This is a genomic window from Pseudochelatococcus sp. B33, assembly GCF_053570585.1.
Genome location: NZ_JBSEFH010000005.1, coordinates 282,090 through 295,884 on the forward strand (window position 1 = coordinate 282,090; position 13,795 = coordinate 295,884).

At 62.6% G+C, this 13,795-nt stretch carries 12 protein-coding genes; 10 read left to right on the forward strand and 2 right to left on the reverse strand.

The features are described from left to right. The first annotated feature begins 497 nt into the window (after positions 1-497). The 3 genes from ACUSIJ_RS07685 to ACUSIJ_RS07695 are packed head-to-tail and all read left to right on the forward strand — an operon-like array spanning position 498 to position 4,953. Positions 498-4,076: a tape measure protein gene (locus tag ACUSIJ_RS07685; protein WP_449307791.1), complete on the forward strand. Its 3,579-nt coding sequence runs from the start codon at positions 498-500 to the stop codon at positions 4,074-4,076. 1 nt (position 4,077) lies between these two features. Then, on the forward strand, positions 4,078-4,446 hold the full coding sequence (locus ACUSIJ_RS07690) for a hypothetical protein (protein ID WP_449307792.1): 369 nt from the start codon (positions 4,078-4,080) through the stop codon (positions 4,444-4,446). Between the two features lie 3 nt (positions 4,447-4,449). Beyond that, on the forward strand, positions 4,450-4,953 hold the full coding sequence (locus ACUSIJ_RS07695) for a DUF1833 family protein (RefSeq protein ID WP_449307793.1): 504 nt from the start codon (positions 4,450-4,452) through the stop codon (positions 4,951-4,953). On the opposite strand, the gene ACUSIJ_RS07700 is transcribed toward ACUSIJ_RS07695, so the two are convergent. Together ACUSIJ_RS07700 and ACUSIJ_RS07705 are read right to left on the reverse strand one after the other, a co-directional pair. Beyond that, positions 4,954-5,247 carry an addiction module antidote protein gene (locus ACUSIJ_RS07700; RefSeq protein WP_449307794.1) on the reverse strand — a complete coding sequence of 98 codons (294 nt, stop codon included), beginning with the start codon at positions 5,245-5,247 and terminating at the stop codon, positions 4,954-4,956. Continuing rightward, on the reverse strand, positions 5,237-5,590 hold the full coding sequence (locus ACUSIJ_RS07705) for a type II toxin-antitoxin system RelE/ParE family toxin (protein WP_449307795.1): 354 nt from the start codon (positions 5,588-5,590) through the stop codon (positions 5,237-5,239). Before ACUSIJ_RS07705 ends, ACUSIJ_RS07700 begins: the two co-directional genes overlap by 11 nt. 54 nt (positions 5,591-5,644) lie before the next feature. Here ACUSIJ_RS07705 and ACUSIJ_RS07710 point away from each other — a divergent pair, with 54 nt between their 5' ends. The 7 genes from ACUSIJ_RS07710 to ACUSIJ_RS07740 all read left to right on the forward strand — a co-directional run. Continuing rightward, on the forward strand, positions 5,645-6,067 hold the full coding sequence (locus ACUSIJ_RS07710; RefSeq protein ID WP_449307796.1) for a hypothetical protein: 423 nt from the start codon (positions 5,645-5,647) through the stop codon (positions 6,065-6,067). A gap of 6 nt (positions 6,068-6,073) precedes the next feature. Further along, positions 6,074-12,070, forward strand: a complete 5,997-nt coding sequence (locus ACUSIJ_RS07715) for a host specificity factor TipJ family phage tail protein (protein WP_449307797.1) — start codon at positions 6,074-6,076, stop codon at positions 12,068-12,070. Beyond that, the gene (locus ACUSIJ_RS07720; protein ID WP_449307798.1) at positions 12,067-12,492 is read left to right on the forward strand and encodes a hypothetical protein; all 426 of its coding nucleotides are present in this window, start codon (positions 12,067-12,069) and stop codon (positions 12,490-12,492) included. Before ACUSIJ_RS07715 ends, ACUSIJ_RS07720 begins: the two co-directional genes overlap by 4 nt. Then, entirely contained in the window at positions 12,489-12,722 is a 234-nt protein-coding gene (locus tag ACUSIJ_RS07725) for a hypothetical protein (RefSeq protein WP_449307799.1), read from the forward strand. Before ACUSIJ_RS07720 ends, ACUSIJ_RS07725 begins: the two co-directional genes overlap by 4 nt. 12 nt (positions 12,723-12,734) lie before the next feature. Beyond that, a complete protein-coding gene (locus tag ACUSIJ_RS07730) occupies positions 12,735-13,205 on the forward strand; it encodes a hypothetical protein (protein ID WP_449307800.1) in 471 nt (156 codons plus the stop codon). 10 nt (positions 13,206-13,215) lie between these two features. Beyond that, a complete protein-coding gene (locus ACUSIJ_RS07735; protein ID WP_449307801.1) occupies positions 13,216-13,590 on the forward strand; it encodes a hypothetical protein in 375 nt (124 codons plus the stop codon). After that, positions 13,580-13,795 (forward strand): hypothetical protein (locus ACUSIJ_RS07740; protein ID WP_449307802.1); only part of this gene is annotated, 216 nt, incomplete at its 3' end. The genes ACUSIJ_RS07735 and ACUSIJ_RS07740, both read left to right, overlap by 11 nt.

Here is a 13,795-nt window from a genome sequence, read left to right on the forward strand (position 1 = left end):
AGACAATCAGAACTTTCGTTCAACGGCATCACATTGGTACTGCGCATTCGGCTCTCCAGGCTGCTTGAGCGTTCCTCCGCCAGTTGTGCGGTCCGCCGAAAAAATCCAGTAGGGGAAGAAGCCGCTACCGGCGACTGACCCGCCATGGAAGTAAATCTCTTCTGGGAATAGCCCGTGCGCAATTATGTGTAGGCCAGAAAACAGGTATTCTGCTTCTTCGAACACGACTTTCACAAGTTTGGATCTGGTCTCGTAATCGTATAGCCCAAATCCATTGCGTGGCGCGCAGTGGGTTACACCTTTGGTAAAATCAGCGGATATACAATTTAAGCGATGGCCAAACGCGGACCTCGCGTCGAGAGTTATTGTTACGGACTCTTTGTCGCCGCCGGTACACTTAATAAACGTCTCCCCAGCGGCTGACGAAAGGGAAAATGCTGTAGCAAATGCGCTGAATAGGAGTCGTCTCACTCCACTTCCCCCTTATAGGCCCCAGAATGGCAAAAACCGACATCGAAACCCTTACCATCTCGCTTGAAGCGAGGATATCGTCTTATGAGCGCTCGCTGAAAAAGGCGCAAGAGACGACGAACAGACACCTGAAGGCCATTGAGGACCGGGCGACAAAGGCCGGCGGCGGCATCAGCAAGGGTCTGACGAACAGCCTGAAAGAGGCGGAACAGCAGGCGGCAACGTCCGGGGCAGCGATCAGCGCTGCCTTGTCCAGGGGCCTCAAGGGCGCCGGCGCCGCCGTCATCACCAATGAAATCCGCAAGATGGCGGACGCTTGGCAGGAGGCGACAAACAAGATCCGGGCGGCAGGCGCAAGCGGCACCTCGCTTGATCAGATCGTAGACATTGCCCAGCGATCCCGCGCAGAGCTCGCGCCGACGGTCGATCTGTACGCGCGCCTGACGCGGTCGGCCGCCGACCTCGGCGCATCGCAGGCGGAAATCGCCGTGGCGACAGAGGCCGTCGCTAAGGGCCTCAAGATTTCCGGCGCGTCCGCCCAGGAAACCAGTGGCGCACTGATCCAGTTGTCTCAGGCTCTCCAATCTGGGCGGCTTCAGGGTGATGAACTGCGTTCGCTGCTCGAAAACGCGCCGGTGCTCGTGCGCGCAATCGCAAAAGAGTTCGGGGTTGCCGTTGGCGAGTTGAAAACGCTCGGCTCGGAGGGCCGTCTGGTGTCCGACAGGGTGTTCAAGGCGCTGGTAGATAGCGCTGCGGAGGTCAACACCGCCTTCGCGAAGACTGAGGCGACGAACCGGGATTACTGGACGAATCTTCAGACTGCGGCAACGCAGTATGTCGGCCATTCGAGCACCGTGGCGGGCGCGACATCTCTGATTAATGCGGGCATCGAGGGGCTGACGAACAACTTTGCCCTGCTCGGGGATGGCGCGATCGCACTCGGTGCGATACTCGCGGCACGGCTTGTCGCGGCTGGCCTCAAGCCACTGGCTCTCCAGATCGGGATGGTGGCGACGCAATTCATGACAGCAACGCCCGCGATCGCCGCAACCAACGTGGCACTGGTCGCGACTGCGCAGCGCGCTACGGCCGCCGCTATGGCGGCGCGGGTTTTGTCGGGGGCGCTCGCGCTGGTCGGCGGTGTGCCTGGCGCCATCATCCTTGGCGTAGGCGCTGCCGCTCTTTACGCCTCCAGCCAGATGAAGGACGGCGCGCAGGAGGCGCAGCAGTATGCCGATGCGCTGGACCGCGTCCGGGAGAAGGGCGAGGGGGCGACGGATGCGGTCAAGGGCACAGGTGACGCAGTCGTTCTTGCCGCTCGCCAGCAGGCGAAGGCACAGACAGACGAGATCCAGAAGGGCATGGCCGCCGCCAACGACGCGATCGCTGAGGCGGGTGGCGAGTTGGACAAGGTGCAGAGGCAGCTGAAAGCTCTCGCGAGAACGCCGGTCAGGATCGCGCCCGAAATTGCGATGGAGAATCTGGAGCGATATGGCGTCGAAAGCCGAGAGCACGCGCTGGCGCTGGATGCCGACAGGATGGCCGCACTCCAAAGTCAACGGTCCATGCTGCAGGGGAGGCTGGAAAGTTTGAGCGGCCGCAGCGGTATTGGTGCTGCCGCCACGGACTATGCGAGGAGGGGATTCGAACGTCAGATCGAGGAGACATCAAAGCGTATCGCGGAGATTGAGGACCAGATTGCCAACTTCAAACCCCACCCGGCGATCGAGGCCATCGCGCCGGCGACGTCAGCGATCGGGGAAGCGGCGGCCCAAATTGACGATCTCCTGACAAAACTTCGTGACGGACTGATCACCGTCGACAAATTTGAGCTTGAACTGTCCAACATCGGAAAGGCCAATCCAGCCTTGGCCGGCCTTGCCGACGCCGCGCTTCGTCTCAGCAGAACGATTGCCGGCGCAACCGCGAGCTTGAAAGAGTACAACGAGCAACAGGAGAAGGCGAACAAGCTCGAAGCCGAAGCTCGGGAAAAAGTCCACAAGCGAGAGATGGAGCGCCAGGGCCGCATCGCTATGGGCGATCCGCGAGTGACGGCGCCGACTTTGTCATTCGAGAACGCACAGATCGAAGGGGCCAGGAAATCTGCGGAGGCAAAGGAGATCGAGGCCGAGGCGCAACGCATCCTGAACGAAGCGAAGAAGAAGGGCATCGAATACACGGAGCAGCAGGCGGGGGCGCTGGCGAAGGAGACCATTGAGGCGAAGAAAGCGCTTCAGGAAGCCGAGGCGCTGAAAAAGAAAGGTTTCCTTGATCTCATCGGGTATGCCGAGGGGACAGACAAAGCGCGCGGTTACAACGAGACGCTTGGTTACGGCAAGTTCAGTGGCGGCGATAGAACTCTCGTCACAATGACCATCGGGCAGATCAAGCAGCTACAAGCCGAGATGCTTGCCCATCCTGACAACAAGTTCAACAGCTCCGCAGTGGGCCGCTACCAGATCACACGGCGCACGCTCATCGACCTGCAAAAGCGGCTCGACATCTCAGACGACGATTACTTTAATCCCTCAATGCAAGACCGGCTGGCCCTCGACCTGATGCGCCGGAGGGGCAGGAACACCGCCGGACTCAGGAATGAATGGGAGGGGTTCCGGAAAGTTGATGAGGCAACCATCCTCGCCGCTTTCGACCGGCAATCGATCAGCATGCCGGCTGTTGACGAGTCGGTGACTGAGAAGAATAAAGCGCTTGAGGAGCAGAAGAAGGCATACGCTGACATCAATACCGAGGCCGAGCGGTATATCGAAAGGCAGAGCCTGGAGGCTGCGGCGGTTGGCAAGACAGAGCTCCAGGCCCGTGCCATGGTACACACCTTCGAGCTCCTGAACGAAGCGAAGCGCGCCGGAATCGAAATCACGCCGGAACTGGAGCGTCATTACGAGCAGCTCGGGCAGAAGATGGCGGCGGCGGACGTTGGGGCCGACGAGCTGCGCAAGCGGTTTGACGAGTTGAACGATACGGCGCGGTTCTTCGGCGGTGAGGCTGTCGACGCGCTGTCCGGCCTGATCACTGGCACGACGACGGCAGAACAGGCTCTTCAAAGCCTCATCCAGACGCTGGTGCGTGCGACATTGCAGGCGGCGCTACTGGGAGAGGGGCCGCTCGCCAGTCTGTTTGGCGGAAGCGGTGGGAAGGGCGGTTTGCTCGGCGGCTTTCTGGGCAGCGTTCTCGGGGTCAAGACTATGCACAGCGGAGGCGTCGTCGGCCTGCACGGTCGATCCGGCGTGGCACCGGCCGCCCTGTTCGCTGGCGCACCCCGCTACCACAGCGGCGGTGTCGCTGGTCTGAAGCCTGACGAAATCCCGGCGATCCTCCAGCGTGGGGAATATGTCGTCTCGCGCGCGAACATGATGGCAGCGGCAATGGCCGGACGCGGCGGCGCGGGCCGCGCGCCGACCGTCAACGTCAACAACTTCGGCCCGACTACGCCGGAGGTGCAGGTGTCCCGCTCCGGCGACAGCTACAGCATCGACGTCGTCATCCCGGCGTTGGAGAACGCCATGGCTGCGCGCGCGAGTCGAGGGCACGGCAGTCTGGGCAAGGCGGTGACGTCGTCCGCCACTGGCAGAACGTTGAGGGGCTGACATGGCAATCGCATCTTGGCCCGCCGGCCTGCCGCACACGCCCACGGCGTCTGTTCTTGCCGCGCCGACGCCATCGCGTGAGCCGGCGCGCACGGAATACGAAGACGGCCCGGACCGAATGCGCCGGCGCGCCCTGACACGCATTCGAAAGCAGCCGGTGCAATTGCGGTTTACGCCGACGCAGATGCAGACCTTCGAGGGGTTCTTCTACAACGACCTGTCGGACGGCACGGGGCATTTCACCATGCAGGTTTTCTTGCCGGGCGGGTGTCAGACGCGGCGCGTTTATATCGATGGTGCGACCTATTCAGCACCAAAAACCGGCCAGCACTACCTGGTGTCGTTCACGCTTTGCATTTTCGAGAGCTGAAACATGAGCCTTACCGTTGCGATGCAGGAGGCGTATGCCAGCACCCCGCGAGAGCACGTCATCTATGAGACGATCGAGCTGGATCATCCGGCTTTCGCCACGCCGGTCCGCGTCGTGACCGGCACGGATGAGGACATGACGTTGCCGCTCGGCGGCGAGCAGGGCTCGGCGACGTTCACGGCCATGGACATCAGCGTCACGCCGCCGGGCTTTTCCGAGGATGGTCCGGGGCAGGCGAAGCTTCGGATCGACAATGTGTCCGGCCTCTTGCTGCCCTACCTGCGCGACGCTATCCAGTCGTCGCAGCCGATCAGCATCACGTTTCGCGCATACACGACGGCCGATCTGACGCAACCGGGAGACATCATCTCCGATCTGGAACTGCGCGAGGTGACGCTGACGGCGACGGCCGCCGAGGGCACCTTGTCGTTCCGGGAGATCGAGACGCAGGCGTTCCCGCTGCGCACCTATGACCTCGAATTCTACCCGGCGCTGCAGAATGGTTGATCACGCCGCCTGCAATGGTTCCGCAGTCAGGCGCAAGCCGAGGGCTTTCATGACCTTCATGACGGTGCCCAGCTCGGGATTGCCCTCCCGGCTGAGAGCCCGATACAGGCTTTCACGCGAAAGGCCGGTCTCGCGCGCAATCTGTGTCATGCCGCGAGCCTTGGCGATGTCGCCGAGGGCAGCCGCCAGAAGGGCGGGGTCGTTCTCTTCGAGAACGGCCTCGATGAAGTGGGCGATGGCCTCCTCGCTATCGAGGTATTCGGTCACGTCCCAGGGTGTCGTTTTAATTGCCATTGTCTTCGTCCTCGTCTGTATCCTCGTCTTCGTCCTCGTTCTCGTCTTCGTCCTCAAGCTCGTTCGCGATTTCCTTGGCACGCTTGATATCCGCGGCCTGTGTGCTCTTGTCACCGCCGCAGAGCAGGATCACAAGAATTTTTCCCCGCTGCACGTAATACACGCGATAGCCGGGGCCGTATTTGATCCTCAGTTCGCTGATACCCTCGCCAACCGGCTTCACGTCGCCGGGGTTCCCGTTCTGCAGGCGGTAAATCCGCACGTTGATCTTGGCCTTGGCCCGAGCGTCCCGCAGGCCGTCGAACCAGCTGTCGTAAGTGGGTGTTTTGCGAACGTCGATCATGATTATTTGTAGCTCTCAGGCTACAGAATGTCAACGGAAAGTTTGGTTTGTCTCATGAAAAGTGACGTTGATGCAGGCCAGTACCTCACGGCGCTGATCGGCCAGCCATGGGCGCGCGACGGGCTGCACTGCTGGGCGCTCGTCCGGCAAGTGCAGCGCGATCTTTTCGACCGCGATTTGCCGCCGGTGTTCGATGTGGCGCCGGACGGCAGGGCGGCAAAGGCGCGTCTGTTCAACGGCCATCCCGAGCGTAAACGCTGGCAGGCGATCGAGCGGCCCGTGCACGGCGCGGTGGCGTTGATGGTACGCAGGGGCGCGCGCATTGATTTCTTTGAGCACGCCGGCGTCTACTTCGACCTCGATGGCGGCGGCCTGCTGCATGTCGATGATCCGCACGGCGTGGTGTTCGACGATCTGTTCGTGTTCCGATCCGCCCGCCGGTGGATGGACCCGGTGTTTTTCGTTCCGAGAGACTGATACCCCATGGCATTGCTGATCCGTCAGGACGTCGTCGGCCAACCGGTTGACGCGCCGCAGAAGCTCGACCCGCGCCGCAAGCGGCTGTCGACCATCGTTGCGCGCCATGCCGACCGCTCACGGCCGTTCATTGTGTCGGTAAGCCGGCCGGGGCAGGCGCTCATGCCGGCGGACGATACCGTCGTGATGCGGGGCGACTGGCGGCGCACGCTGGTGCCGCGCGATGCGACTGTCGTCATCACCTATTTGCCGATGGGCGGCGGCGGGCGCGGGGGCGGCGGCAATCAGGGCAAAGCGATCGGCGGCGCGCTGGCGATGATCGCGCTGGCCGTGGTCGCGCCCTATGCGGTCGGCGCGCTGGGCGGCGTATTCGCAACGGCGGCCGGTGGGCTCACGCTCACCGGGAAGCTGGTTGCTGCCGGTATCGTCATGGGCGGCGGCTATCTGATCAGCAAGGCGACGCAGGCCAAAGCGAACAAACAGAACGCCACCAGCGAACCGCTCTACGGCGTGTCCGGCGGCGGCAACATGCCCCAGCCCGGCGGGCGCATCCCGGTCGGCTATGGACAGTTCTGGACGCAGCCGGACCTGTCGCAGCCCGACTACATCATCAACGACGGTGAAGATCAGGTCCTTTACAAGCGCATGACGTTGGGCCTTGGCAAATACGACATTGAGCGCATCAATGTCGGGCAGGCCACGCTGTGGACGCCGGACGGCGGTATCCATGAGACATTCGTCGGCGGCGCGGTCGAGATCATTCCGCCGGGCGGTACGTCGAGCCTTGTGCCGGGCACCGTTATCTCCTCGCCGGATGTCGCCGGCGCCGAGATCGCCCGAGCGAATGATGCGCCGAATCCTGCATGGTCAGGGCCGTGGCCGGTCACCCCGCCCGGCATCACGACGAAGAAAATCCAGATCGATTTCAGCCTGCCGCATGGCTGCTACATGAACTGGGGCAAAGACGGCCGGCAATTGCCGATCTTCTATGACGCCTGGTTCGAATACGCGCCGATCGACGACAATAACAATCCGATTGGCGGATGGAACGTGCTGTATCGTGGTAACGAACAGCTCAATACCACGCGCGCCCAACGGTTCACCCGGATCATCGACGTTGCGGAAGGGCGATATGCCGTCCGCGCGCAGAATACCCAGCCTGCCGAGTACGGAGACGCATATGGCGTCCACCGGCTCTTCAATGACCTGACTTGGGATGGCCTGCGCGCGCCGCTCGACGATACTATCATCCGGCCCGACGTGACCGAGATCGCGGTCAGGATCCGGTCCGGCAAGACGCTGGTGGCGACGTCGTTTGCTGATATCTGGGTCCGCGCCTCGCGGCGCCTGCCGGTCTGGAATGGATCGTCATGGGAAGAGCAGCCGACGCGCAAGGCGGTATGGGCATGGTGCGATATCATGCGCTCTGCCTATGGCGGCAACCTGGTCGACAGCCAGATCGACGTTGCTCGGGCGCTGCATTACGCGAGCACGCTCACGGCGCTGGACAGCTTCGACGGGATCATTCGCGGTCCGGTGTCGGTGCATGAGGCGGCGTCGACAGTGCTGGGCGTGATCAGGGCAGATCCGGTGCGCATCGGCAATACGTGGTCGATTGGCCGTGACGAGCCGCGCGCTGTCGCCAAGCATTTGTTTACCAGGCGCCAGATTGTGCGCGACAGCTCGCAGGCTCATTTCCAGGTGTCGCGCGACGATGGCCAGGCCGATGTCATCGTCGAGTATTATCAGGATAGCGACCCTCGCCGTCGGCGCGAGGTGCGCGCGACGTTCGGTACCGCCTCCCTGACGCCCCGTCGTTATTCGGCCGCCGGTGTGTCGACCTATGAGCATGCCCACCATCTCGCGACGTGGATGGCGGCTGCGGCCTATTACCGGCGCGAGCGCAGGACGATCGTTGTCGAGCACGAGGGGCGGTTGGTGTCGCGCGGCGACCCGGCGCGCGTGGACGTCTGGTACATGTCCGACGCGGTCGCGGCCGGCGTCATGGGGCAGGCGGCATATACGATCACGCTTGACACGGACGTGGAGGCGGCAGGGAAATACGCCATTTTCCGGAGCCACCGCAACCGCGAGTGGGGGCCGGTGTCCGTCTCCCAGGGCGGGAATGCCCGTACCATCGTCCTGCACGCCGGGGACGTGGCGGCGGCCGAGGCCAGCAGCAGCATGTCGCTGGCGCATATCTGCGACGACAAGGGCGGCGACATGCCGTCCGTGCTGATCGGCCCGCTGACAGAACTGCAGGACGCGTACATCGTCGACAGCGCCACGCCGCAGGGCCGAGACAGGGTGACGATCGAGGCCGTGCGGGATTCGGACGCGGTCTGGTCGGCGATCGGGCAGCCTGTGCCGCCGGAGCCGGACATCCCGAGCCGCGGCGACATGGATGCGCCGTCTGTGCCGATCATCCCGTGGCTGCGGGCCGCGCCGATCCAGAAGACCAATAGTCTCGACATGGAATGGGCGGTCGGCGTGGCGCGCGGCGCGGTGCGCTATGTCGTGAGCCTGTCCTATGACGACGGCGCGACCTGGGAGACGGTGAGCGACGGTCCATCCACCTCGGGCACCTACACGCTGCGGTTTGTCGAGGGGATGGCTGCGACAGTCGCAGCGTTTGCGGTCACGGATGCGGGCGTGCAGGGGCCGACGGTCTATGCGACCATCGATACCTACCTGCCTGTCGTGGACTTCGCCCCTGGCGCCGGCACGATCGATTGGGACGCGCTGTCGGCCGAGATCAAATACCAGATATCGCTGATCTCGGCGGCCGGGGCCGACCTGCAGCAATGGATCGCCGATTACTTCGCGGGCATCGATTTCCCGAAATTCGATTGGTCCGAACGCCGGGACGAAATCGATAGCCTGCGCCGGCGGCTGGATGAGGCCATCGAGCGCCTGGCGGCGGCTGAGGCGACCACGGCCGCGCATGAGTATACGCGCAGCGAACTGATCAAGGTTGAGCTGGCGAAGGGCGACCTCGATAATTGGGCCGCGATCGAAACGGAGCGCACCGCGCGCATCGCCGAAGACGAGGCGCTGGCGACCGTGACGACGGCGCTGGGCACGCGGCTGACGGATGCCGAGACGGGACTGACCGGGCAGGCGGCGGCCATCAGCGCGCTGTCAGGCCGAGTGACGGACACGGAAGACGGTATCGAATCCGTGACCGAACGTGTCGACATTCTCGAAAGCGGCGCGACCGCGTTTGCCCCGTTGCTCGGCTGGAATTTCCGGACTGACCTGGAAGGGTGGACCGGGAACGTCACTGCCAACCATGACGCGACCAATGGGCTCCTCTATTACACCAAGAACGCGACAGCATCCGCGGTCTGGGTCGGTAGCCTGTCCTTCCCGGCCGCGCAGGCGCCCTTGCTGCGCATCCGGTATCGGCGGGCGACCGGGACGTCGGCGGTGGGAGCGGCCCGCATCAGGTTCAAGAGCTCGGTCCAGTCGAACGAGTTCAATGCGGGCAATTTTGTTGACCTGCCGGCAACGCCCAATACCAATTGGATCACGGCGACTGTCCGGATGACGGATGCGGCGAACTGGCTGGGCACGATATCGCTGGTCATGTTCCTGGGCTCGGACGGCATTGCGGCGACCGATCGGTTTGAGATCGACTACATCGAGGTTGGCGGGCCGGGCGCGAATGTGTCGGCGTTCGCGCACGAATCCCTGAAAACCAGCGTCACGGCCAATGCGGACGGGCTGTCGTCGGTCAGCAGCAGGGTCACGGACCTGGAGTCCGCTATTGAAGACCCGGACGGCGGCCTTGCTGCGCTGGCGTCGGCCTACGACGGTCTCGAAACCCGTGTCGAAAGCACAGAAACGGGCATCACTACGGCCAGCAGCCGGATCACTGCGCTGGAGGCGAGCAAGGACTCGGATTTCGTCGGCGAGCGGGTTTGGGACTTCGGCGACGGCGTAGCCGGCTGGTTCAACTCCCAATCATCCGGCCTCGGCCATGATGCGTCTCTTGGCGTGATGACGATCACGAAACAGGCGGCGACGCACTATGTCTGGTTCCCCGGCCTCGCCATCTCGACCTCGCTCATTCCGCAGATCAAAATCCGGTATCGGCGGGCGACAGGGTCGAACGGTGGCCCGTTCGTCGTGCGTTTCGCGACCACCGGCAGTCCGAACGAGTTCTCGGCGAACAACCGCATAGAGCTGCCCGCGGCGCCTGCCAACGGTGTCTGGGTCGAACGCGTTGTAGACGTCATCAGTGTCGCGGGCGGCTGGCACGGCAATTTGAGCATGCTGATGATGCTGCCGAGCGACGGCATCGGCACCGGCTCGCGCTTTGAGATCGACTATATCGCGGTTGGACGCAATGGGGCGCCGGTCTCCGCGAGCGCATTTCAACGGATCGAGGCGCGCGTAGAGGAAACGGAAGACGGCGTCGACTCCCTGTCGAGCAGCGTAACGAGCCTCACGAATGCGGTCGCCCATCCGTCCACCGGGCTCGCGGCGAACGCCAGCGCCATCAACTCGCTGACGAACGCGGTAAGCTCTATAGACGGCACCGTCAGCTCGCATTCATCATCGATTACCGCGCTGCAAAACACCGTCAACAACCCGACAACGGGTGTCAGTGCCACGGCAACGGCGCTTGGCGCGCTGACGACACGAGTTACCGATGCGGAGGGAGACGTCGACGCGGTCAGTGGCCGCGTCTCCGCATTGGAGGTGTCGGCCGACAGCATGTTCGTCGCCGAACGCGGCTTTGATTTCGCGGTAGCGGAGAGCATAACTGGCTGGTTCAACTCAGCGTCAGGAGGCGTATCGGTCGATGTTGCCCTCGGCGTGCTGAACATTACGAAGCAAAACACGTCGCATAACGTCTGGTATCCAGGGCTGAACATACCGACATCGCTCATCCCAAAGCTGAAAATCAGATACAGGCGAAACTCGGGCAGCAACAATGGCCCGTTCGTTGTGCGTTTCGCGACCACTGGCTCGCCCAACGAATTTGCTGCGGCAAACAGGATCGAGCTGCCCACGCCCACGGTGAACGGCCAATGGATTGAGCGCACCGTCGACGTCCTGACGGTTGCAGGCGGTTGGCATGGCGCCCTGACGATGCTCATGATCCGGCCATCTGATGGTGTCGGCTCGGGGTCGCAATTCCAGATCGACTATATCGCTGTCGGCCGGGACGGCGTTTCGGCCTCGGCCGGGTCGTATGAAAAGGTCGAGGCCCAGGTCACATCGATCGGCGGACAGGTGACGGCACAGGTATCGTCCATCAACACGCTGCAGTTGACGGTTGGGGACCAGACTAGCCAAATCACCGCGCTCCAGCAGACGGTATCAGGGCCGGGCGGGCTGACAGCGCAGTATGGTGTCTCGCTCGATCTCGGCCAGGGCGTGCAGGGTGGTTTCAAATTGCTTGGCGCGCGCCGGAATGACGGTTCCGGTGGCACGGTCCAAATGATCATCGACGGTGATCTGACCCTGAACGGAACGATCACCGCCCCGAAGCTCATCACAAATCAGGTTGTTATCGGTAACAACGCACAGATGGGCGGCAATACAGTCAACACAGGTAATATTCTTAACAATGCCGTGTCCAATACAGGCGGGTTCTACCAGTACAAGCTTATTGATGAGCAATCCGACGCTGTAGAATTTAATGTTCGCCCTGGAGCGAAAGTCCTCGTATGGGGGAGTATAATCGGTACGGATGAAGATGTTAATAACCAAAATCCAGGACGATATATACAAGACATGAATGGTGTCGGAACCCTGCAGGTTACGATGAACGAAGTGGCACAAACAGAGTTCAACGCGCCAATTACTCGGACAAATTTGAGTTCAAATGGGGCCTGGATATCTGCAACATTATTCGCAGTGATTTCTCCCGGCACAACACCGAGCGATATGTGGAGGTGGTTCCGGGTGAGAGCGACCGGCGCATCTTTTAGCAGCCTGCAAAAACCTCGTATCAGATACATGATTGCTGTCGTGGAGTTGGCAAGATGAGCATTGATAATGAAAGAGAACTTGTAAGCGTCGTGCAGTACGACATCAATACAGGCTCGATCACGACGGCGGGGACTTTGTCAATCAGACAGGTCGTAGATTTGTTGGCGAATAGCGAGGGCTGGCTGATCGGGCGTGGCAGTCTCGATGAGCACTATGTCGATCTCGCCACGAAAGAGATCCGGATGCGGGGGCCATTCCCGGCCGTGCTCGACGGTTCCACTCTGACTGACATGCCGATACCGTCGCGATTGACATGGCAGAACGACAGTGGCTCCGGCGGCACGGTCGACGTCACCGACAGCACGGTTGAGCTGGATTTCGCGCTGCCCGGCATCTATCGCGTCACGCTCGATGCGCCGGCCTACATGCCGAAAACCTATGAGATTGAAGTGCCAGACGAAATCGAGGCTCCGGAATGACCGGCCAGAAGATCAGGCTCACGCCGGATTATCGGGCGGCGCGAGCGAAGCGGTATCCGGCGCTCGCCGAGTTCGCCGATGCGATCTATTGGGCGGAGCGCGGCGACCGATCCTTGCTCGATGCCTGGCTCGCCCGATGCGATGCGGTCAAGGCCGCGATCCCGAAGCCGCCGCCTGAGCCCGCCCCCGAACCGAACGACCAGCAGCCCCGTCCCGAGCGGGGCTTTTGATTGGAGCACCCTATGACCGCATATTCCCAGGGCACGGCGACGCTCACACAGGGCAGCAAGAACGTCACCGGCGCAACGACGACATGGCTCAACATGGCCGCACCGGGCGACCTGATCTATCACGCCGGGTTTGTCGGCGTGGTCGAGCTGCCGACCACAAACACGGCACTGACACTGAAATTCCCGTGGGCCGGGCCGTCGGTCACCAATACGGCCGACTATGCGATCCTGCATGTCTCCTCCTGGTGGCACAGCAACATCGCGATCAACGAGGGCATCCGCGATCTGTTGGAGCGGATCAACGCTGGTCTTGGCCTCCGCCCGGACGCGACCGGCACGTTGGCGCAGCGCGCAGCCTTCAACGGCGCGGCGCAGGGCTTCGCGTATCTCCGGACGGACGTGTCTCCCATGGTCGTTTTCGTCAAGAGGTCGGCAACGTCCGGCGACTGGTCAGCCGGCACGGCTATCGGCACCGCGGCATAGGGAGGGGGCCATGGCCGGGCAATACGACCTGATCCTTTGGGCGGGCAACAATGCTCCAGAGGTCATTTTCGAATTCGAGTTCGACCTTGACGAGCTTCAGGCGGTGCTGTCGATCCGATCCCCGGCGCGCGGTATCAGCCATGATTTCAGCACAGCCGATGGGGACAGCGGCCTGACGATCGAGGCGAGGGAGGATGAGGACGGCGAGCCAGTCGACGCGCCCGGCGAGAAACGCATCATCCAGTGGCGCTACGGGCTCGCCCTGACGCGCGCGCTGCCGCGACATGAGCTGATCGAATACGAGCTGGAGCTGCGCGACGGCGAGGTCCAGCGCACCTATGTCCACGGCAATCTCAGGATCGAGGGAGGCGCGAATGCCGACTGATGGTGGCGGCGTGCTGATGAAGCCGTCGCGCGTGCAGGTGGTAAAAGTCGTCGAACGCGGCATGCGCGGCAAGCGGGGGCCGCCCGGCGAGCCCGGCGTGGGCGCCATCGATCTCCCCCTTGCAATCGACAATCCGCAGGACGGCGACGTGCTGTCCTACGACACCGCGCAAGCTGCATGGAAAAACCGGCCGCGCCGCAATGTG